Here is a 21,267-nt window from a genome sequence, read left to right on the forward strand (position 1 = left end):
ACAAGGAGCAGGACATGCATGACAAGAAAAGCTTACTGACGCTGGCGCTTCTGCTGAGCGCAGGCCATGCCGCCGCAGCCACCAGCGATGAAGGCTACTACGCTTCGGCGAAATATGTACACAGCGAGCAGCGCGCCAGTGACCAGGACACCAGCAGCCGTCCCGGCGTCGGCCAGTTTGTTGGCGGTAAAGAGAAAGACAGGCTCGGCGGCGCGTCACTGGCGGCGGGCTACCAGTACGGCAACGGCTGGCGCACCGAAGGAGAATACACTTTCCGCCAGAAAACTGAATTTACCAGCGGCTCATCCGCCTTCCCGACCAGCCTGAACCACCTGAAGCTGAACACCGAGCGGCTGATGCTGAACGTCTATCGCGATTACGACATTGGCTATGGCGTGTCGCTGTTTGGCACCGCTGGCTTAGGTATTGCGAAAGTGAAGGCCGGTGGCTGGCAGGGCAACGCCGCCCGTGAATACGCCGACAGCACGCAAAACAATCTCGCTTATTCGCTGGGCGCGGGCATCAGCTACTCACCGGTCGCTCGCCTGAGTTTCGACGTGGGCTATCGCTACGTGGATATGGGGAAAGTGGAAAGCGGCTATAACACCTTCGGGAACGTGCGTGGCCTGAAGGATGAGCAGATGAAAGCTCGCCTGGCCTCCAGCGAGTTCACTCTGGGTGCTCGCTACCTGTTCTAACAATAAGGCGGCCACCGGGCCGCCCTTTTACATTGTTAGTGATGCAGCATCTCGTCCACAACCTGCGCTTTGGTCATGTTGTACGGGTAATACGTCGGCCAGTTGTCCATCTCTTTCAGCAAAGCATCTTGTGATTCGCTCCCCATAAAGATATGGAAATGCTGCGACTGGCGCGGGGCGATGATGTGGTCGCTAAACTGCACAAACTTTGGCGCTTTGGACTGCGCATCTTTGCACTCAAACAGGTAGCGAACGCCTTTCTTTCCCGAGGCATAGGTCAGGATTTTGTGCCCGGCATAGTCGTAATGACAACTTTGCACTTCTTTGCCGACGTGAAACTCGATGACGTTATTCTCAATCCCCATCATCTCCACGTTTGTCGCATAGCCCTTTTGATAATACGCACGATATTCCGCCAGGCTTTTGCCGCTCTTTTTGGCCTTTTTCTCCAGCACCGGATCGAGGTCACCGCTTAGCAGCAGGGGATTGACCGACTGCCAGATGCCGTCCCAGTCGGACAGCGCGCGATCTTTCACGTTAACGTCGTCAAAGATCCCTTCGCTCGCCTTTTGTTCCACTTCCGTGAGCGGTTTACCGTGATGATGGCCGTGCGCCAGCGCCTGATGGCTCGCCAACAACACGCCCATGCCCAGAATAAACGCCGATTTTTTCATGATCATATTGTTCCCCTGTGTGTTCCTTACACGAAAAGCAAAACGTTATAACATAACAATTAAAACATCAATCAGGTTTTCAGCGAGAATGAATATCCCGGATGGAAAGGAAATGGGGTTAGTTTCAATAAATTCAGGTAAGGCAAAGCAAGGGGAAACGGCGATAAAGGCCGGTTCAGTTGAGCTGACCGGGTGATGATGTCATTTAACCTGATGGGCTTACACTGACACATTTACTGAACAGCAAGGGGGTAATTGAATGCCCGATGAAATGATCCAGGCATTCTTTTTAAAACGGTGACTTCCTTCGTCATTAAAGGAAATCATGCGCCTTGGTAGTAAATTTAGCGAGACAGCTATCCAATACCTGCTTTGTCACCTCATTCACTTTGGCATAGTTATTGGCCTGCCATTGTGGGAGGGTATATTGCTGAGTCGTTTCGGTAGAAACACACTCCACGAACATGTAGTTGTCTTTTCCTGTTTTGTCTGTGGCATTGCGACTGAGCGTCGTTTTCATCACTAACGTATAATTGTCGTCACCGCCCGCCAGGTTTTTATACATCAGCTTCCAGGTTGTGGGCTTGATGATCAGCGGGCTGTTGTATTTTCTCATCGGCTGGCGATCCATCTCGTTTTTCATGATGTCGCTCACGCGCGGCGTCAGGTAAGTAATGGAAGGGTTCATAACGCCCGGCACCTGAGTCCCTTTCAAATCTTCCTTGCTAAAACCATTGACCTGCCCACCTCCCGCAAATGCCAGGGCGACGAACTGCAGCGTTTTCAGCGCCGCGGTTTTAGAGGTATCGCCCTGAGTCACGTAGCGCAGTTGGGTGTCAGTTGGGCGGCTAATACTGGTCTCGATCTTCTCCCAACTTTCAACAATAAGCTGTGACTGATTCGTCGAGGTTACCGTCTGCGTCGCCACGCGTTTTTCGGTGTCAGGCAAAGGTTTTGAGGCACATCCAGCCAGCAATAATGCCGTTGCCAACACAGAGAGATTTATTTTTTGCAGCATTTTCTATCCTTAAAACATCATCCCGGAAGCGGATGACATCGGCAGGGCTGTTCAAAACTGTACCTACCAAATTTAAGGAAGATGAGGTCATTCAGGGGGATAGCTGAAAAGGCACACCCAGCGCCCAGCGGCTTTCCCAGTGGGCGACATACTGCCTGGCAATGTCAGGCATATTGCTTAGCACCACCACGTTTTCACTGTTTTCAGTTTCGGCAGAAGGCGCAAAGTTGAACGAGCCAGTTTCAACGGTTCGCTCATCCACAACGATCGTTTTGTCATGCTGAATGTGATAATGCCCGTCGATCCGGAGCTGCACGCCGTTGGCTGCGGCATAGTGCATTGCTTTCAGACTGGCTTTATTCTGGTTACGCTTTTTATCCACCACCACGCGAACGTCAACGCCCCGCTTTTTCGCATCCACCAGCGCCTGAACAATATCGGGGGCCTGGAACGAATAACCTATCATGCGGATAGACTTCTGCGCTCCGGCGAGCGTCTGCAGCACCAGCGCTTGGGCCGAGCCTTCGGGCGAAAAGCCAACCTGAACGTCTGGCACGGCAAAAGCCGCTGCAGGCAGACTCAGTGCGATAATTAAAAAAGAGGACAGGACGCCAGGCTTGATCATTTCTGAATGCTCTTGCCGAGGATATAGAGGGTGCTGGTTTGGCTCGCACTGGAAAACGTTTCGCTGGTTAAGTGGCGCATGCCCAGGGCTTCATAAAAGCGCCGGGCGCCTTCGTTCCCTTCCAGAACCTGTAGCCAGAGATAATGCTGTTCTCGCCGCTGCGCCAGCCGAAGCATTTCGTCGAAAATCAGCTTGCCGTAGTGTTTACCTGTCTCGCCGGGGGCAAGATAGAGTTTGTTCAGCAAAGCGCCGGAAAACGACTGCTCCGGCACCGGCAGGTTCCAGCTGATTTTGGCAAATCCCACCGGCTTTTCTACCTCAGCAATAAACCAGCTGACCTCAGGGCAGGCCAGGCTCTCGGCCAGCGTCTGCGGAGCGTATTCCTCTTCAATAAAAGCCTGAAGCTCCTCAGCAGATACCCAGTGTCGCTCAAAGTGATGGCGATAACTTTCGCTCCCCAACGTCGCTAAGAGCGGCACATCTTCCAGCCTTGCTTTACGTATTTTCATACTCATGCCTTTCCCCCAACAAAGAAGATATTTGCCATCAAAATTTGAATTTAAGCGATAGCGTCTAATAACTTAACCTTAAAGTAGAGCTCCGCGAAGCTTTTCACCTGGAGCTTACTCATTGCTGAACGCTTATGGAGGCTGATCTGCCGAATCGTTATGCTGAGAGAGTCTGCAATCATGGCGGGCTTATAGCCTTTTAACAAAAAGCGAATAACATTTATTTCATCGCAGTCTAAACGGCAGTACGGGCAGGAAGGCACGATACGCTGCCTTTTAGGGTACAGTATTTTCGCAATGGCTGAGTTGATTTTTCCGCCGATCGTATAACAATCATCGCTCAACGAAATAAAATAGATTTCTTCCCTGTACCAAATATCCTGAAGGAAAGTCTTCGCCCGGTCGGAACAAAATATGATCGACGGCGAAGGTATTCTGTGTCGAAACACGCTGTTATAAAGCGCGTAGGCGTTATTTTCTGTAAAAATAAAAAACGGGATAAAACGCTGTCCGGTGATCCAGATACCCCATTCGGTGTAGTCGAGATGCATTCTTTCTAACAGCGTTAACAATCCGTCCAGATAAAAACATTCCTTTGCAACGATTCTCATATCCGTCATCACCTCAACCCATAAAAAGCATTCGGGCAGGCGCTAGCCTGCCCGAATTTAAGGGCTTAGAAATTGTATTTCATACCAAACATCGCCGCAGCGTCGCTGTAGCCCGCATCCCCTATCTGCACGCCGACATTGCCCCACAGATTCACCCGGGCGCTGATCTGCCCCTCGAGCCCAACTTTGGCTTCTGCAATATTGGTCGCGCCATTCTGGCCGATGCGAACCTCATCGAGGTTTGTCGCAAAACTGCGCGTGTTGTGCAGCCAGTTCAGCTCAACAAAGGGCTGGAACTCACGCTGCTTATGGCCATCGCGTGCGTGGTGGCTTTTGAGCCAGGTTTTAACCCCTAAGCGGGTCAGCATATTGCCGTCCCCCTCCTGGCGAACGCGGGTGCCGTTCTCTTCCTGATGCTTGTCTGCGCGAACGCCCATCCAGACCGCCTGGGCGTGTGGCTGCACAAACCATTCGTTGACGGTACCCTGGCTGCTCCAAAACTGGCCTAGTTTCCAGGTATAACCAGCTTCCAGCGAGGCGGTTATCCCATGCGACTTATAGGTTTCCGTCGCAAGGCTATCGCCCTTCACTTCGTTATTAAACCAGCCGTACTGAAGCCAGCTGTCCAGCCATGCGCCGGTGCGATCCTCTTCGTTAGCGTACCAGGTGCCGTAGCCGCCAATACTGTAGCCGTCCACCGTGCCTTTCGAACGATAGCCGCTGGATCTATTCTCCGTCGTGCTGCTGTTTTTCCCGTAACCTGCCATAACCCCGACATGCCAGCGGTCGGTGCCGTCCGTGCTCCAGCGGGCCACGTCGCCGCCCATCTGCGTCAGGTAACGGTTACTTTGTGTTTTTAGCTGCCCGCTGCCATCGCGCCAGACATTGTGGCCGCCAACCTGGCGTAGCCAAAGACTGGTCACCTCCCGTTGGCCGGTTAAGGCATCAATAAATTGCGTCTCTCCGAGTCGGTCATGCAGGGTCATGATAAACAGGTTATTCGCTGCCGCGAGGTTAGCCGTATAGCTCCCGCCCTCAGGTCGAACGATCGGATCGACTTTCGGTTCGGGTGCCGGCTCGGGTGTAGGTGCAGGATCCGGCTCGGGTGTAGGTTCGGGATCCACCGGGGTAAGCTGGCTGGTGAGATACCAGCTGTCGTTTTTCCGAACCAGATCGTAGTCGTAGGCTCCCGCAACAATACGGCCCGCCTTAACGAAGCTGCCTTGGGACGTCCCCTGCACATCAACCAGTTCGATGCCTTCCACGGTACTGGCCCCGCGTCCCCCCAAATTATTCACGCTAACGTGCGTTGTGCCGGGCAGAACGTCACCCTGAACTATCAGCTTATTCGCCGGAGAATTATCGTCGCCAAGCACGCTGTTCATCACCATCAGCCCGCCATCACCGGCGTAATCGCCTGCTACGGTAAGCGAGTCAAAATTGTTCTCGTCGGTAAAAACGAGCGTGCCATTATTGGTCAGTTGCCCAACGACAGAGCGGTTATTGATATTCCAACGGCTGCTCTCGTCGAGCATCAGCGAGGATGCATGGGTCACGGCTCCCGTCAGCACGGAGCCGGATGTCAGATTTACCGCCACGCTATTGGCCGGATCGTCCACCACAATGTCACCTTTCAGCGCGCTGCTGGCGGCATTAAATGTCACCTTGCTGTAGACGTTGTTGACACCGCTGGCCCCGTCATCATAGTGCTCCACCGTCATCAGCTGGCCGTTGCCACCGCTGATGTCGGAATCCTTGACGTTCAGCAGCAGCTCGGTCGCCGTAACGTCAATGGCCCGAGCCTGGGCGGCATTCAGCCCCACATTTTCCAGCGTCACGGTGTTACTGATTGCCGTTGACGATGAACTGCCATTCACATAGAGGCCGCTCGCGTCCTCTCCTGTGGTAGAAATCGTGCTGTGCTTGACGTCTAGCTCTCCCCCCTGGCTCCAGAGGCCAAAACTTGTTTTGCCCGTGGTTTCGATCTGCACATGATCCGCTTTGATTTGCGCATTGGGGTAGGCCAGCAGGCCCGGGGCAAGCTCGCCCGACGTCGAGATATGGCTATTTGTTAAGCTGCCTTGCCCACCGCGTGCGGTAAACATGCCCACGCTGCCTTTACCCGAAGTGGTGACAGACAGGTTATCGCCGGTAATCAGGTATTCGCTGTACAAACCGTGGGCATTATCCCCCAACGTTTCAATGGTACTGCGGGTCATCCGGGCCTCACCCCGCTGGGCATTAACGGCAATAGCGTTATCCCCCTTTGTGGCGATTTTCGCGTTGTTCACTGCGACGGAGGAGTCCCTGGATGCCACCCAGAAGGCATCGCTGTATGCGCCTTCGGTAGTGAAAGTACCGCCTTCAATCGCAATTTTTGCGGCTAAATTCGCGTTAACCGCGTAGCTGTGATCGCCCTCAGTACTGGCAGAGACGTTATTCAGCGTCAGCTCCCCGGCCATCACCCTGATAGCATCGCCGCCCTGTGTGGCGATCTCCCCATTGGATGCCTGCACCACCGACGTTCCCTGGTTTGCCGTCCAGTAACCGTCCAGAACCAGACCCAGCGCGTTGTCCTGCCCGGTAATGTTAAATTTATCTAATGTTCCAAAGCTGTCATTGGCAAAGTAAACCCCGCTGCCGCCCTTGCCGGTCACGTTGACCTGCAAGTCCTGCACGTTGAATTCGCTATTATCTATCCACGCGCCTCCCCCATTCTTTCCGGAACTATTAAGAACCAATTGAGAGGCGGAGACGGTCGCATTATTTCTCGCCTGGACAATAAAATTGCCTGTAACCTCATTATTCAACGTCGTGTTGCTTAGGGTGCTATTACCGCCGTTGATAATAATCGTGTCATTATTGGCCGCCCACGCGGGCGAACAGCCAGCCGCAAGTACGCTTAAAATACACAGCCGTTGGGGCAGTAAGGGGTTTAATCTCCATTTGATGTATATTTTATACTTCATTTTCAATTCCTTTTAAGTTGATCATTGCCTCACAGGCAAAGGGTGTTTCTTTCATCGCGTCCGCAGCGGGCAATAAATGATGCAAACCGATAAAATTCGGCTCTATTTGCCGCCCCCATTTTTCGGCTGGCGTTACGATAATGCGTGCTAATGGTTTTTCTTGAGCGATTAAGGATCCTAGAAATATCGGTGCTGTTGTACCCCCGACCAATCAGAATCATTACATTATTTTCAGTATCAGAGAGCTGTGCATATTTCTTTAGCCCCAGGCTCCAGTAGGCCTCTTCCTTGTTGATGAGCAGGTTATAATCCGAACGCGCAATCGCAAGTATCTTGCCGATCTTCATGGATATGTCGTTAAGCGTTTGGTTTCTGGTTAAAAATGGAACATGGACAATTATTTTTTCATTCTCCTTGTATCCGCCATCAAACGAAACTTCATTATTCCGTTGGTTATTAATTTGAATCGTTACTCTGTCATCCTGAAAGATAATGTTAGCGATGTCATAACTCATTTCTTCGGACGGTAATAAAAAACAGACCTCACCGAGGCTTTCCTCAGCAAGTTGGTTAGTAATTAAGAGGCTCAGTCCCGATGTCTGGTAATAGTTAGAATCCAATAATAATATGTTCAACATACTTCACACCCATGTGTTGCGATTCCCATCCAAGTTGCAGCTACTCCAGGGCATACGAAATGCTTGTCAGAAAAGACAAAGTGAGCGAATAGAAACAACTTATGGTAAGTTAAGCCATTCAGACATAACCTATCCGGCCCCTGACGTAATGCCTTCCTTAAATATTTTCCTCCATACGAAGATGAGAAAGATTAAGCTAACATACTGTTAAAGATAGAAAAACAGCCTATATGATTAAACCAACCAGAGATAGAGACTAATTTTAATGAGACACAAAAAATTGGTGCAGGAGGATAAACGCCCCTCCTATTCTTAGATTAAGACTTTGTTGGAAGTCGGACTTAAGTTTACCCTCAACCCATAAAACGATCAAATATATCATTAACATGCGTTTTTTCAAAATTATCGTCTAGATAATAGGCTTAAATATAGTTTTTTAAACTACAAACAATAAAAACAGCCGCGCACATTAATATAATGCGCAGCAATTTATTACACAGGAAGCATGGGGATTTATCTGATGAGGATATTTTGAGATAAGTAGCCAGGAAAAAAGCCCGACCACATTTCTTAAAGATAAGAATACCCAGAAATGGGCATACCCCAAAGAGTAAATCTGTGATGCACTTATAGCAACTTCAAATCGACTTTTTCAGACTCAAAGTCATAGCGACCGCTCATGCATAAATCAACCGGCCTGGGCTGCCAGTATATGAGCCCGCGGATCTCGAACGGTATAACGGCATGCCGGGCTACACCCTCCTTGTCCTGTAGTGAGCGGACGATAAGCGTTTCAGGAATAATTCTTGGCTCAAAGCGTAAAATAGTGTTACGAATCGTTTTTTCTATAACACTCCAATTCTTGTGATTTTCCTGGGTGCCTATCAAGGCCGGCACCCCATAATTGAGAACAGAAGCCATAATTAGCTTATGTTGCTGCTCATTTAGTCTATCTTCTATATTGGTATGATTAATAAGATCAACAATCTCCTTTTGAACCAGACTCCGCATCCCCTTTATGTCAATTAATCTCGCGCGATCGTGAGGACTTTTGGGTTCATCGTCCTGCAGGCGCTGTAGCAGCGTGGGAAGATATTGCTGCTTTCGTTCTGAGGGATTATTCGAAAACAATGTCGCCAACTTCCATTATTGAACGATCGCTAATATCGGTCACCAGCACTTTACGCCCGGTACCCGCCGAAAGATCTTCAGACAGCGTTATCCACTCTGTTTTCAGCCCCAGTTTATTTTGCTGATCGTCCTGAGGTTCTACGGGGTAACGGGCAGGGATATACCCGTGGTATACCTCATCGGCAACCTTGATGGTTGCAGGCAGCCAAATCAGATCAAGCAAATCGCCAGGGGTGGAAACGCTGAGCGTTTGTATTGAGGCAAACGGCAGCCAACGATAGCCCCCTGCACAAATAAATTCGCAGACCGGCCCCAGGCGGCCATCGCTGTCGGCTATCCACTTGAATGCCGCCAGCGTATCGCTTTGCCCTGCGCTTTCAGGTGCAAGCTCAAAAGCCTCACCGCGAGAAAGCGCCGCCAGTCGGGTCTGCCCCTGATAATGCTCGACGTTCGCCTGATGCAGCTTTTCCATCCATAACGGCATTTCTCCCTGCAGCGTCGCAGCCTGCCGTTCACCGGTTAAAACCTGCAAACGTTGCATTTCGCTGAAGACCAGATTTTTATACAGCTCTGTCTGCTTGTGCAGAGCATCGTCCAGCAGCGCCAGGGTTTGCAGCTGCAACAGCGCCTTGTCCCAGCTCCCCTCGACGCAGTAGAGCTTAAACAGCACTTCACGAGCTTTAAGATCCTGTGGATTCGTTTTAACCTGCGCCAGCACCTGCTCTAGCAGCGCATTCAATGACGCGTTTTTAAGCGCCTGGGTAAGTGAAGTAAAATCCTGCATCATGACAATTCCTTTAATTAGTAATAAGAGTCCAGACCCACTTTATTGAAGTCCTGAAATACCAGCTCAGGCACCGTATTTTTTCCTTTGGCCGCAATGTGCTCGGGCGACAGGACAAGCAGCAAGTCGGTTTTTTCCTCCTCGCTAAAAATGTCATCCGCCGCTTCGCCGCGTTCCAGCTCAGGCCATACCTTCTCCATGAGAAAATCTTTAGCAACAATACATTCGGTCAGCGTCTTGCCTTTGATTTGCGCGTTGACATCATCAAATCGCAGATCCGTTTTGATGATGTAATCGGCATGCTGAGCCATTCCACCTGAATAGCCGCCATCCTGCTCGCGCCAGATGAGAAAACGCTTGTATTCAACCTCAAGCGTTTTCAGCACATCATTGCCCTTGGCCTGTTCGAGGATAACGTCATTGAAATAGCGTAAGTCGTTGATGTAATGCCCGCCGTTGGGCAGGATATCTTCAACCTCAGGCACCTTATCCGCAGACTGCCATGCACCGCCGGGGTAAATCAGCCGATAGAAAGTTTGCTCATCGACGTCAGTGCTGTCTTGGCTGACAAAGCCCAGTTTAAAGTGGCCTAGCTGCAGCTGGCTTTTATCGTTCAGCGGCTGGCTGCACCCATAGGCCACTTCGCAGCCATCAAGCAGGCACACATGGTGCAAGCAAAGGCTTAACATCACCGGTCTTGCCAGATGCCAGTAGAAGATGACGGCATCCTGCCCGGAATGGGCGTTATGGATGCCGAAACAGCCACTGGCTACATCAAACACCGCAGCCGTCTCGGCCGTCAGGTTTCTGGGCAGCGCGACAGGCGGGCGTGAAGCAGGCCATTCAAAGTGAATATTCACGGCTTAGCCTATGTAGACATCGCCGGAACCGGTGGCGACAACCGCGCCGCAGCCGGTCACGTCCCCCAGGCGCGCTGCTGGTAAACCGTTGATAAAGACCGACCCGGATCCTGTCGCTACGGGGGCGGCCCCGTGCCCCAAAGCACAAGGCGCGACGCTCATACCAGCCATTGCCGCCGGCAATCCATTGATATAAACGTCACCCGATCCACTGCATAATGCTCCGCCATGCGCGGTCGCATCGCCTACTCGTCCTGCGTTTTGCATCGTTCGCACTCCTTAATAAAACAGTCAGGGCGGAGGCAAACGAACCACCGCCGTAATCATTTGAATGTTAAGGCTCTATTGTTTCACTTCCGGTCGGCGTCTCCGTCGGTGTCTCCGTTGGCGTCTCCGTTGGCGTCTCCGTTGGCGTCTCCGTCGGTGTCTCCGTTGGCGTCTCCGTTGGGGTTTCCGTCGGTGTCTCCGTTGGGGTTTCCGTCGGTGTCTCCGTTGGGGTTTCCGTCGGTGTCTCCGTTGGGGTTTCCGTCGGTGTTTCCGTTGGCGTTTCCGTCGGCGTCTCCGTTGGGGTTTCCGTCGGCGTCTCCGTTGGGGTTTCCGTCGGCGGTTGAGTTGGCGTTATCGTTGGCGGCGGCGGCTCTGGCGTTGGCAGCGGTGGTAAAGGAATAACCACGCCAAACAGAGCCGTAATAGCCGGCAGCCCCGGCAAACCAATCATGCCGCCGCCCCCACCGCCGCCTCCGCCGCCTCCGCAGTTGTCACCGCAGTCGCCAGGGTTAATATCCACTTCGCCGCCCTGGATAATCACCTGGTCTGAGCCGACGATTTTGATTTTCTTCGCGGAAATAACCAGCTCGCCTCCCGCGGAAAGCGTCATCGCCCCGCCGGCCACCATGGTGCTCGCGCCCCCAACGGCCAGGGAATGATAACCGCCTACGTTGACCTGATGTGCGCCCCCAACGGAAAGCGAATGGTAGCCCCCAACGGCAGTCATAAATGCGCCGCCGACGTTGATGCCTTTTGCCCCTAAAACATTGTCGCTTTGGCTGCCGCCCACCTGGATTGCCAGCGCCGCACCGATAATGGCGCTGCTGTTCCCGATAACGTCAGACATGTAGTTGGCCCCGACAAAGAGGTTACGCGACAGGCCAACATTCACGTTAGAGTTCATGCCTATGGTCTGGTCTTCGTTCTGTTTCGTCAGGCGGCTCATGTTGCGTTCAGCCTGCTCCCAGTACTGCTCCAGCCCCGGCTTATCCTCAAAACGGATCCCGTTAAAATTGCTGCGACCACCGCCTACGGTGCGGCTAACCAGCCCGCTCTGGGTGGCGTTAACCGGGAGATCCCAGGGCGGCATGGTGACGTTGTTGTAGAGGCTGCCGGTGATAAGCGGCCTGTCAGGATCGCCATTGATAAAATCAACAATCACTTCGTGACCAATGCGGGGAATGTAAATCCCACCGAAATTGTTGCCGGCCCAGGCCTGGCTCACTCGCAGCCAGCAGGAGTCCGATTCACGGTTTTTGCCGTAGCGATCCCAAAGAAAACGGACTTTTACCCGGCCATATTCATCGGTCCAGATCTCTTCTCCCGGAGGGCCAACGACGATAGCCGTTTGTGGACCGCTGGTTTTTGGCCTCGCCACCGTCATCGGGTGACGATAAATCTTGGTCGTCGGCTGAACGGTAAAGTTACAGCTATAGAGGAATTCATCGTGCGATGAGAGCTGATCGATTTCCTCAACCAGCAAATGGCTACGCAGCACCATGTACTCACGGTTAGCCTTTTCCACGGGATAGTTAACAAGCTCAAAGTCGCAGCCGCAGACAATCCCACGAAGTTCACCGGAACCTTCGCAGCGGGAGCCCAAGGCGCCACGCTCTTCCATGCGGACGCGCGCAAGCTGCTCCCCGATGCTCGGCTGTTCGTAATCTCCCGGCCAGTGGAAAATCTCCATCTGGTTGAAGCTGGTCTTCCGAGGTTTGCTGTCCAGCGCCATGATATCGGCGCGTGATTTGGTGAAGTCGTAGTCATTCGTTACCCATTTCCCGGAAGTAATGGTCTCCTGGAAATGGAACTGGCTGACGTATTCCTGATCCATTTTTGGACGGTCTGAAGCGTACTGAATAACGTGATAAGCCTCACTGGAGAATCGCTTATGCGCGCCCACGTTATCCACGAGGATCAGCTTATGACTGCCCTCGCTATGCTCGAAGAACCAATAGATCCCCCACTCTTCCATCAGGCGTTCAATAAAATTGAAATCCGTTTCGCCATACTGAACCTGGAAATCGAGAAGCGGATAATTCCCTGCAAGGCGCTTCTCAAACGGGAAGTTATAGTCGCCCAGCACCTCATCGATAATGGTCACCACCGATTTTTGCTGGAAAATTTTAAAGTCAGCCGTCAGCTCAGCGAGGTGCAGCCAGGGGCGAATAATAACTTCATACAACGCCTGATAGCCGTCGCGGCCAACATAGCGGGCACGCTGAACCATGCCGGAAATTTCACGAATCTCCTGACCGACACCGTGAACGTCTCCCAACCCATTCCCGTCGAGTTCAATATGAACCGTCATCTCTTTACCAATCAGCGACTTCAGGTCGACATTAGAAGCTGACTGCCAGGGTATTTGGGGATTGGCTGGTGTTTTAGCGGTAATCGCGTAGCTGTAGAGGGAGGAGAGTGACTCTTCCCCTTCCAGCTTCGAGATAACCAGCGCGGGTTCCCCAAGCAGCACAGGCATCGCCGGGCTGCTTAATCTAATAGTGCGTGACATGTAATCACCCGATGCGTTGTCAATAACTTAGAAGGATGCGTCGGGCGGTTTAGCCTCAGCGCGTCGTAAAGGGATCCTCTGAGAATCCACTATTTTTCTGTGCCGGCTTTGCCGCCAAATCCAGATACCCGCCTCCTGCTCAATACAGTCGGGCCAGTTCTTCCACGGCATAGCCTCAACACCATCACGGTTATGAATGCGATAATCTTCCTGTGACCCCTCCCTGAGTAACACCTGAGAATGATTTTTGAACTGCCAGGCTGGCGTCAGCACCAGCTTCTCCCAGAGCGGCGAATACGCTCGCCTCAGCGCTTTAACCCACTGCCACAGCGGGCGCCAGTTTTGCCCGGCCACGTCGCTATCGGGCACATTGTTTAAAATCCTTGATGCCCAAAAGGGCAGTGGACATTCATCCTGCAAATTTTTCTTCAGCCACGGCCAGGGCGCTTCGCCATAAATAATGACCAGCGAGGGAACGCCTCCTTTTCCAGGCCGCAGCATAAAAGCACCGCAATAAGCGTCGTACCCTCGCGACGAAGGTGACGAAATAACAAACGACCACGGATAGTGCTCAGGTAAATAGTCGTCCGGTAATGAGGAGCCAATGCCCGGCAGAATCTGTTGGGTAATAATGGAGCGCACCTCTCGCTGCTTTTTCCCTCTTCTGCGAAACAGGCCAGCCCGCGACTCATCAACAAGTAAATACAGGCGTAGCAACATATTTTCCTCTGGCGAATGGTGGAGACGGCTATGCGTCTCCGGGGCAGCGAAACGCTTTTAAGAGATCCCGGACGGGGATGTCTTTATAGGTCAGGCCTGAAACCTGAATATTTGCCCGTCGCGAATCCAGCTTATAAACCAGCACCGTGTCATCACCTTCGCTGGCCACCATATCGTCGGCGCTGTCCATCCAGCGGAACAATGCCCACGGCCCGCTGAAGCTCAGGGACGAGGTTCCCGCCGTCACGCGCGGAGTCGCATTGATGCTGACCCTTGACGTCATGCGCGAGGCAGGCCAGGCGAGAGATACAGGGGCAACCGGCCAGTGGGCATAGCTCACCTGTTTGCCGTCAAAATTCATGTTCAGCTGCGTAATGGCCGGATCCAAATAAGGCACCGCAATGTCGAAGGTGAGGGAAAGTTTGCGCCCGCCTTCAGACTGGAAGAACGCGTCGCGAATCTCAGCGGCCTGTTCAAACACTTCCAGAGTGTCTTCGTTGCCCTCGACGTCACCCTTAAAGCGCCACGGATGCGAAGAGGTATCCACCTTGTCCGCCAGGTTCTTTTTGAAGTACTCATCCACCAGGCCACCAGCGGCAAAGAAGCGTTCGAAATCAGACGGTTTTACGTCACGCTGGCTCCAGGCAAACGGGTAACGCCCCTGCAAAGTTGCGCGGCAAACGCGCCCCAGGTTTTCATCTATCCCTTCGCTGCTTTTGGCGATGGCTTCCTGGTTGGCCCGCGTCCATGCCCCGTCCAACAGAGGGGCAATCACATTGGGTAACGGATCGGGCCAGGTTTGCGACTCTGCGCCGATTTTTCTGGCAGTGCCGGATAACGCCACGGCATTACCGTTCTTCAGCGCATCATCGTAAATAACGAACAGCGTGTACTGCTCACTTAACGCGCCAAGCAGCTTGCTCAGCTCCGCCCCCGGCCCCGCGTTACGCTCTCCTTCAGCCGGTTCACGGCTGCCGGTCACAAACTCGCGTAGGGGAGAAAAGTGGTCATCCACCCGCTCCCGCAGCAGCTTTTTTTCCATCGCGGCATAGGCCAGGCTGACCTTAGCGGCGGCATTCAGGATTCGTCCTTTATTCGGGACGTTATCGAGCAGCGATTTATCCTCTTTCCCAACCAGCGTCGTTTCCCGCACCGCCCGGGTAACCAGGCTTGCCAGCGGAGAATCAGAGGCGCTCAGCGCCCGCAGCATATAAATATCTGCCGCCACTCCCGCGCTGCCGTAGCCCAGCGGCAGTACGTCCGTTTTGATACGAATATTGCTGAGAAAATCCTGCCAGTGCCGCGTGTACTCATCGAGATAGAGCGCCAGAACCTGCTGCTGTATTGGGTTAACCAGCACGCCGTTGCCGGCCATTTTTACCTGCGGCTTTGCCTCCTGGCTGCCCTGTTCTTCCCCATTCCCGGACACCCAGGCATCCTCACGCTCCAGCCACATCAGGCCTGGAGCCATTTTTTTTTTAAACACGTCGTAGTAACCCGAACGGGTAAATAAACCGGGAATGGCGATTTCAGCGTGTTCATCAATAACGGAGAAAAGCTCACCGCTGCGCGACTTCGCCATGTCACTGAGCGTTAAATCAGCAGGCGCATCCTGAGCGGCGGCGTCTTTGAGACGCTCATACAGCCGACTGGCCAGGTCCTGACGCTGCAGTATGGCGCGCGCATATTTCACCAGCCCGTCGTCAGCGGGCTGGCCATAGCGGCGCCACTCTGGAGAAGAAAGCAGATTTCTCAGATGGGAAACAAAGATCTGGCGCTCTTCGTAAGGCTGAAGCTTACCGCGAGCCTCCCACAGATTAGTGATGCTCTCCGTCAGAGACTGACGATCGAATTTGCCTTGTCCAAAAACCTGCAGATACAGCTTCAACTGGTCATAAATACGTTCAGGTTTTCCGCCATCAACCGCTTCCTGTAACGCCAGCGTGGCCTGCTGTTCAATCTGCGGCAGCAGCAGACGCTGCAGGAAATACTGGTACAGCGAACCCGAGGCCTCAACCACATCCGTGCCGGTGTACAAGCCATAGCGCCAGTCGAGGGTCGGGTTAAAGACGTCGAGAGAGCCATACTCCGGTAGAGACTGCGCCAGCATTAAGGTACGCGGCAGCAAATTATCGTTTGCCGAACTGACGAATCGATTGACCTCGCCGCCCAAAACGGCAACCCGGCTCTTCACCTCGGCGAGGTATTCGCTGTTGTTCCCGTAGCTGTTGTAGAAGCCATTCAGCAGAATAAAGGCGATAACAACGCTAAGCGTGTGGCCCAGCAAACGCTGTAAACGGAACTTCGATTCATTCGCCAGGTTATGGCGCGCCAGATCTTTGTCTTTGACGATCACGTCACTGAACAACTGCTTAAGGAAGTACTGACGCCCGTATGAAACGTCGCTTATCAGGAAGTCCCTGTCTTTTGGCTGCGCAATCAGGGTGGCCATCACCGGCGGCGTTTTATGCTCCACGTAGTTGAACCACTTGCGCATGATGCTTTGGTTATTCACCAGGCTAAAGTCGACCGGCTGATGGCTGCTACAGAAATAGATCCCGCGCAGCAGGGTATAGCTCTGCGACTCGTTGTAGCGGGAGGCAAAGAAGATGTTATGCACCACATCCGCCACCAGGCCGGAGAGCAGATGGAAGTCCTGCGGCAGGGCATACATTTTTTTGCGATCGCGGTTATCGTACTCTTCCTGCTGACGAACGATCATGTCACGCTCGATCCTCTCTTCCAGCAGGGCCAGCTCGTCTCTGATTTGCCCGCTCAGCTCGGATACAGGCTCGGTGCGCGCCTCGCCGTAAGGGAAAGTCACGCCCCAGACCTGCTCACGCTCCTGCTCGGTCAGGATCCTGAAATACTCGGCAAAACCGGGAAGCTGATCGAGTTTGGTGACGAGGACATAAACCGGGAAACGCACGCCCAGCGTCTGGCGCAGATCCTCAATTCGGGCACGCAGGCTCGCCGCCAGCTCAAAAAGTTCGGCGGTGCTTCGCCCCAGGAGATCGGCGGCGGAAAAAGTGACGACGGCGCCATTCAGCGCTTTGACCGGCCTGTGTTTTTTTAACGCTTTGAGTATGGCCCGCCACTCACTAAGGCTTTGCTCAGGGTCACTAACGTACTTGCCAGCGGTATCCACATAGATGGCGTCATTGGCGAACCAGCATTTGCAGTTACGCGTCTGCACGGCGGATTTGCCCACTTGATTAAGCTGCTCCGGCACCGGGAAGTTCTGCCCTGAAGCCAGAATCGCCGAGGTTTTCCCGGCATCATCAGTGCCGAGCACCATGTACCACGGCATCAGATCGAGCGGCTTACGCGCTAAAATCACACGCTGGAAAAAAGAGAGCGTACTGCGATTTTTGTTCACATAGTCGACGGCGTTGCCAATGGCGGCAGCCGCTTCTGACGTATCATTTTCGACCGTTGACGTCTTGCCGCGGGTGAGTTTATCCAGCAGTTTTGGGTTGTCTTTCAGCGCCAGCAGCAGCAACCACAGGCCGTAAAGCAGCGCCAAAAACAGCATAACTGCAATGACCATCAGCCTGATGCTCACCGGCTCCAGCGGATGTTTTTCGCCCACCAGAAGGAACGGCCCCAGCACCCAGACCACCACGCAAAGTGCCGCAATCACCATGATGAAGACCGGCCAGCGTAGCCAGATCCCGGCGAGGCAAAATGCCGCCAGCAGGATAAAAATAATGCGTGACTCAACGCTCAGCAGCGGGCGCGACTCGCCAAACCCAAAGAACGGCCCCAGGAACCAGATAGCGGCAACCAATAGCCCGATACAGCACATAATCAGCAGCGTCTTCAAAAACCGCGCCGCGAAGACTCTATTCAAATAAGACATTGTCGCTCTCGTTAATACGTGACAAAAAACTCTACGCGGCGATTCTTCGCCCGTCCCTGAGCGGTAGCATCAGAGGCCACCGGCTGGCTGCTGCCCACCCCTTCGACTTTCACTTTGCTCTCCGGCACACCCGCCTCAATAAAGTAGCGGGCCACTTCGGCGGCTCGTTTTTCTGAAAGCACTACGTTGTTGGGTAAGCCCGGCCGGCTGATCGGCGTGGCGTCGGTGTGGCCGACAATCACCAGATCGCCGTTAACGCGACGGACTTCACGGGCCACGCGTTCAATCACGTTGATCATCTCAGGCTGCACTTTGGTTGAACCGGATAAGAACAGGGAATCGCCCTTCAACACGACTTTGCTTTGCTTTTGCGTTTCATCGACGCTGAGCAGCTGCCGTTGAATTTCATTGCGGAGCAAAACGCTCAGCCTGAGCCGCATTTTCACCGGCGGCGCGCTGACCTTAACGTTCTTCATCGCATTGATATCACTGATGATTCTCGTGCTATTCACCAGCAACGAGTACTTACACCAGATAAAGGCCGAGGCCACCAGAATGCCCGCGCAAAGCGCGGTCAGCCGGACAGGTACAATCAGCCTTTCCCGCCGCGCCGGGCCATGAGGCTGAAGCCCGTGCGGCGACAATGCAGGCGGCGTGGTATTGCGCGTGCTTTGTACCAGGGTCAACAGGCGCTGGCGGATCTTGGTAAGCTGGCGATCCCCGTCCTCAATGATGCTGTAACGCCCCTCGAAGCCGAGGCCAAGGATGCGCAGCAGGACCTCAAGGACGTCAGCAAACTCGGTCGGGTTCATCGACAGGCGACCGATGAGCAGGAAGAACTTGTTCCCGCCATCGTTATCCCCTTCAAAGTGGTTGAGCAGGTTGCTCTGAGACCAGCCAGCCTCAAGCCCCCAAGGCGCGGTGTGTGCCGCTTCATCCAGCGCGGTGCACAGGCAATAGCGAACTATCGCCATTTTTTTCCACGGGATGTTCACTTCATCGCAGACGATGCCGAAGAGATTAATCTGGCTCTTAAGCGTATTTTTCAGGATCTCAACGTGCGTTAAATCGCCAATCTGCTCCGGCATATCGCTCAGCGCACGCAGCAGCGGCTGAGCGGCTTCAAGCAGCGGATTCTCAGCGGCGCTGACCTTGATCATGCGCTGCTGAACGCTTTCGCTTCTTAACGCCCGGTCATCGCCTGTCCTGGTCTCGCTATTTTCCCCGGCACGGCCCTGAGCCGTCGGCGTGGCTTCCGGCTCCTGGATCCAGTCCCCCTGCTCATCAAGAAGAAAACGGCCCAGCGCCTGAGGAGAGGTATCGTCATCCTGCATGCCCCCCGGCGTTGGCGTAGCGTGCTGATTAATCTCGTCTTTCATCAGGTCCGGATTCCCCAAAGTTCCATTTTCAGGCCAGGGAACTCACCGGCAACGTGCAGCGCCAGCGCGCCGGTTGCCGAGATTTTTTCCCAGAAAGGTCCGTTTTTAAGCAACTCGAAATACACGTACCCGGTGCTGTAGGGAATCTGCCGCGGCGGTACCGGCAGCCCCTGCAGGACCAGCCCCGGCAGGTGGGAGCGCACCAGCTCGTGCAGCTGCTGTGGCGCGCTGATTTTGGCCTGGGCCTGGAAGTGCTGATGCAGCACATCCATTGGCAGCTGCGCGTGAACGGCCAGCACCAAGTTAGAGAAGGAACGCAGCTCGTTCGGCAGCACGGAAGCCGCCCAAACGCCGTTGCCTTTCGCCTGCAGGTCAATGAGCTGGCCCGCACGAACCAGAATCTGGTTCAGCAAATCGTGTACATCATCGACCAGAGGACGGATCGAGGGATAAAGCCGCGCATGATCGTATCCCGGCGCAGGTTTTGGCCGCCGCGTTTTGGTTCGAACAAAGGTCGAAAGCTCCCCTGCCAGCTTGGCCAGCTCTTCATAAAGCACAATGGGCGGTAGCTCGGGTATGTGGCGTAAATGGTCAAGAATCGGCTCGTACTTGTTGAAGATCTGCAGCAGCAGGTAATCAACAATTTCGGCGCTGGCGCTGGCTTTGCCGTCAGAGGAGGAGAGGCGATTAGCCAGCATGCCGGCACGCATTTTTACCAGACCATTAAGGTGCGTCAGCCATTCACTCAGCAAAGGATTCGCCGCATAGCCGGTCACCGGTGGGATGTAGTCATCCGTGTGAAGCAGCACGCTCCCGTCTGGCTGAATCGCTTTCACCCGCGTCAGCGGAAGACCAATCCACGATTCGGTCATTTCAGTTTCAGAGACCAGCTTGAGCCTCAGTTGGGCAATCTGTACGGGTTTTGGCCCCTGGCGAATGGCGTTGGTATCGCAGAGCTCGGCTTCCTGAGCGCGGAAACGCGCCAGCGAGCTGGCGTCATGCTGGCTGAAGATCGTTTCATCGCTGTTATCCAGACGCAGCGGCACCGCCAGATAGATCATTTTGCCCAGATGTTCAGGCAGGATCGTCAGCGGCTCAGGCAAATCGGCATGATCGGGGACATCGAACGGCGTGCCGTCGGGCAAAACGCCGCGCGCGGCGCGCAGCACCAGTTTGCCGTATGACAAAGCCTCACGATCGATTTCGTACTGCGAGAACCCCCAAAAGAAAGGGCTGAGCGTCGACGCTCTTTTGTGGGCAAAATATTCAAAGTAGCGTTCTTGCTGTTGAAAAAGCTGCGGGCGCAAAAACAGCCCTTCACTCCAGACGACTTTATTTGTTCTCATGGTTTAATCCATTTTTTTAATTGTAATTGCTGTTTTTTGGAAATGTGCCTGCAGGGTCAGCGAGTCGTCGCTGAACATGTTCCGCCACCACGATGTTTCCTTTTCCGGTCGCGTCCATGTCGCCAGCCAGATTGCATTATTTAGGTCACGATAAGCACCAATAAACCCCAGGGTTCTGCCGTCACCATCAGGCTTAATTGTGACGCTACGCGACTCACCCGGCTGAAGGATGGCCTCGTACTCTTTTGATATAGCGGTTTGCAGGGTTTTATTATTTCCTTCTACAATTTCAAAAAAATCGGCATTGGTGAAAACATCCCGCTCTTTGACGTTATAAATAAATATGTTGAGCGGTGCCGGATGGCCGCCATCGTTAGGATTAATATCTTTGTCTGCAACCAGATTAATTTTTATTTCACTGCCAGCAGGCTGCTTATCGTTACTGCTGCTGCAGGAAAATAACAAAGTCCCCAGCCCAATAATCAGCAGACACTTCACAAGCGCTAACCGGCAATTCTTTATTTCTGTTTTGCAAAACATATCCCTATCCACGCACTTTATTTCCTGAACGATGTGTATCGAATTAACGCGCGACCCGCGCAGGGAGCGAAATATCCCGCACCCCCGCCTGGAGAAAGTTTTGCCGCCGAAGCGGCAAAACCAT

18 protein-coding genes are annotated in these 21,267 nt (G+C 53.5%); 1 reads left to right on the forward strand and 17 read right to left on the reverse strand.

Annotated features, from left to right (window positions below; translation table 11 throughout):
• Window positions 1-14 precede the first annotated feature (14 nt).
• On the forward strand, window positions 15-698 hold the full coding sequence (locus ACR6JA_RS18455) for an outer membrane protein (protein ID WP_494494005.1): 684 nt from the start codon (window positions 15-17) through the stop codon (window positions 696-698).
• Window positions 699-733: 35 nt separating this feature from the next.
• On the opposite strand, the gene zinT is transcribed toward ACR6JA_RS18455, so the two are convergent.
• The 17 genes from zinT to tssJ all read right to left on the reverse strand — a co-directional run bounded on the left by zinT (window position 734) and on the right by tssJ (window position 21,155).
• Window positions 734-1,378 carry a metal-binding protein ZinT gene (gene zinT / locus ACR6JA_RS18460; RefSeq protein WP_213713084.1) on the reverse strand — a complete coding sequence of 215 codons (645 nt, stop codon included), beginning with the start codon at window positions 1,376-1,378 and terminating at the stop codon, window positions 734-736.
• 307 nt (window positions 1,379-1,685) lie between these two features.
• Window positions 1,686-2,390 carry a hypothetical protein gene (locus ACR6JA_RS18465; protein ID WP_213713082.1) on the reverse strand — a complete coding sequence of 235 codons (705 nt, stop codon included), beginning with the start codon at window positions 2,388-2,390 and terminating at the stop codon, window positions 1,686-1,688.
• Between the two features lie 91 nt (window positions 2,391-2,481).
• On the reverse strand, window positions 2,482-3,015 hold the full coding sequence (locus ACR6JA_RS18470; RefSeq protein WP_213713080.1) for a phospholipase D family nuclease: 534 nt from the start codon (window positions 3,013-3,015) through the stop codon (window positions 2,482-2,484).
• Window positions 3,012-3,524, reverse strand: a complete 513-nt coding sequence (locus tag ACR6JA_RS18475; RefSeq protein WP_349773463.1) for a GNAT family N-acetyltransferase — start codon at window positions 3,522-3,524, stop codon at window positions 3,012-3,014. The genes ACR6JA_RS18470 and ACR6JA_RS18475 overlap by 4 nt, the downstream gene beginning before the upstream one ends.
• 50 nt (window positions 3,525-3,574) lie before the next feature.
• Window positions 3,575-4,135 carry a helix-turn-helix domain-containing protein gene (locus tag ACR6JA_RS18480; RefSeq protein WP_166876280.1) on the reverse strand — a complete coding sequence of 187 codons (561 nt, stop codon included), beginning with the start codon at window positions 4,133-4,135 and terminating at the stop codon, window positions 3,575-3,577.
• Window positions 4,136-4,200: 65 nt separating this feature from the next.
• Complete coding sequence (locus ACR6JA_RS18485) at window positions 4,201-7,104, reverse strand: autotransporter outer membrane beta-barrel domain-containing protein (protein WP_494494004.1); 2,904 nt, start codon at window positions 7,102-7,104, stop codon at window positions 4,201-4,203.
• 29 nt (window positions 7,105-7,133) lie between these two features.
• Window positions 7,134-7,742 carry a helix-turn-helix transcriptional regulator gene (locus ACR6JA_RS18490; protein WP_166866544.1) on the reverse strand — a complete coding sequence of 203 codons (609 nt, stop codon included), beginning with the start codon at window positions 7,740-7,742 and terminating at the stop codon, window positions 7,134-7,136.
• Window positions 7,743-8,369: 627 nt separating this feature from the next.
• Window positions 8,370-8,873: a type VI secretion system baseplate subunit TssE gene (locus ACR6JA_RS18495; protein ID WP_008454385.1), complete on the reverse strand. Its 504-nt coding sequence runs from the start codon at window positions 8,871-8,873 to the stop codon at window positions 8,370-8,372.
• Window positions 8,860-9,660, reverse strand: a complete 801-nt coding sequence (locus ACR6JA_RS18500; RefSeq protein ID WP_166876286.1) for a type VI secretion system accessory protein TagJ — start codon at window positions 9,658-9,660, stop codon at window positions 8,860-8,862. Before ACR6JA_RS18500 ends, ACR6JA_RS18495 begins: the two co-directional genes overlap by 14 nt.
• Window positions 9,661-9,674: 14 nt before the next feature.
• Entirely contained in the window at window positions 9,675-10,517 is an 843-nt protein-coding gene (locus tag ACR6JA_RS18505; protein ID WP_494494003.1) for a TagK domain-containing protein, read from the reverse strand.
• Window positions 10,518-10,520: 3 nt separating this feature from the next.
• Entirely contained in the window at window positions 10,521-10,784 is a 264-nt protein-coding gene (locus tag ACR6JA_RS18510) for a PAAR domain-containing protein (protein ID WP_008454379.1), read from the reverse strand.
• 67 nt (window positions 10,785-10,851) lie between these two features.
• Entirely contained in the window at window positions 10,852-13,263 is a 2,412-nt protein-coding gene (locus tag ACR6JA_RS18515; RefSeq protein ID WP_494599243.1) for a type VI secretion system Vgr family protein, read from the reverse strand.
• A 60-nt stretch (window positions 13,264-13,323) separates the two neighbouring features.
• Complete coding sequence (locus ACR6JA_RS18520; RefSeq protein ID WP_166866550.1) at window positions 13,324-14,016, reverse strand: T6SS protein Cts1T; 693 nt, start codon at window positions 14,014-14,016, stop codon at window positions 13,324-13,326.
• Between the two features lie 28 nt (window positions 14,017-14,044).
• Entirely contained in the window at window positions 14,045-17,878 is a 3,834-nt protein-coding gene (gene tssM, locus ACR6JA_RS18525) for a type VI secretion system membrane subunit TssM (RefSeq protein ID WP_213713069.1), read from the reverse strand.
• A gap of 11 nt (window positions 17,879-17,889) precedes the next feature.
• Entirely contained in the window at window positions 17,890-19,257 is a 1,368-nt protein-coding gene (tssL, locus tag ACR6JA_RS18530; RefSeq protein WP_213713067.1) for a type VI secretion system protein TssL, long form, read from the reverse strand.
• Window positions 19,257-20,603, reverse strand: a complete 1,347-nt coding sequence (tssK, locus tag ACR6JA_RS18535; protein ID WP_494494002.1) for a type VI secretion system baseplate subunit TssK — start codon at window positions 20,601-20,603, stop codon at window positions 19,257-19,259. The genes tssL and tssK overlap by 1 nt, the downstream gene beginning before the upstream one ends.
• 3 nt (window positions 20,604-20,606) lie before the next feature.
• A complete protein-coding gene (gene tssJ / locus ACR6JA_RS18540; protein ID WP_494599208.1) occupies window positions 20,607-21,155 on the reverse strand; it encodes a type VI secretion system lipoprotein TssJ in 549 nt (182 codons plus the stop codon).
• Between the last annotated feature and the right edge of the window lie 112 nt (window positions 21,156-21,267).

It is taken from the genome of Cedecea sp. B1(4) (assembly GCF_059414925.1).

What these genes read in the sequence shown, in the direction of transcription:
- ACR6JA_RS18510 (WP_008454379.1), bottom strand. Translation starts at nt 10,784, where the DNA reads ATGCAAAACGCAGGACGAGTAGGCGATGCGACCGCGCATGGCGGAGCA.
- ACR6JA_RS18465 (WP_213713082.1), bottom strand. Translation starts at nt 2,390, where the DNA reads ATGCTGCAAAAAATAAATCTCTCTGTGTTGGCAACGGCATTATTGCTG.
- ACR6JA_RS18500 (WP_166876286.1), bottom strand. Translation starts at nt 9,660, where the DNA reads ATGATGCAGGATTTTACTTCACTTACCCAGGCGCTTAAAAACGCGTCA.
- ACR6JA_RS18490 (WP_166866544.1), bottom strand. Translation starts at nt 7,742, where the DNA reads ATGTTGAACATATTATTATTGGATTCTAACTATTACCAGACATCGGGA.
- ACR6JA_RS18475 (WP_349773463.1), bottom strand. Translation starts at nt 3,524, where the DNA reads ATGAAAATACGTAAAGCAAGGCTGGAAGATGTGCCGCTCTTAGCGACG.
- tssL (WP_213713067.1), bottom strand. Translation starts at nt 19,257, where the DNA reads ATGAAAGACGAGATTAATCAGCACGCTACGCCAACGCCGGGGGGCATG.
- tssK (WP_494494002.1), bottom strand. Translation starts at nt 20,603, where the DNA reads ATGAGAACAAATAAAGTCGTCTGGAGTGAAGGGCTGTTTTTGCGCCCG.
- ACR6JA_RS18470 (WP_213713080.1), bottom strand. Translation starts at nt 3,015, where the DNA reads ATGATCAAGCCTGGCGTCCTGTCCTCTTTTTTAATTATCGCACTGAGT.
- ACR6JA_RS18520 (WP_166866550.1), bottom strand. Translation starts at nt 14,016, where the DNA reads ATGTTGCTACGCCTGTATTTACTTGTTGATGAGTCGCGGGCTGGCCTG.
- ACR6JA_RS18480 (WP_166876280.1), bottom strand. Translation starts at nt 4,135, where the DNA reads ATGAGAATCGTTGCAAAGGAATGTTTTTATCTGGACGGATTGTTAACG.
- ACR6JA_RS18455 (WP_494494005.1), top strand. Translation starts at nt 15, where the DNA reads ATGCATGACAAGAAAAGCTTACTGACGCTGGCGCTTCTGCTGAGCGCA.
- zinT (WP_213713084.1), bottom strand. Translation starts at nt 1,378, where the DNA reads ATGATCATGAAAAAATCGGCGTTTATTCTGGGCATGGGCGTGTTGTTG.
- tssM (WP_213713069.1), bottom strand. Translation starts at nt 17,878, where the DNA reads ATGTCTTATTTGAATAGAGTCTTCGCGGCGCGGTTTTTGAAGACGCTG.
- ACR6JA_RS18515 (WP_494599243.1), bottom strand. Translation starts at nt 13,263, where the DNA reads ATGCCTGTGCTGCTTGGGGAACCCGCGCTGGTTATCTCGAAGCTGGAA.
- ACR6JA_RS18485 (WP_494494004.1), bottom strand. Translation starts at nt 7,104, where the DNA reads ATGAAGTATAAAATATACATCAAATGGAGATTAAACCCCTTACTGCCC.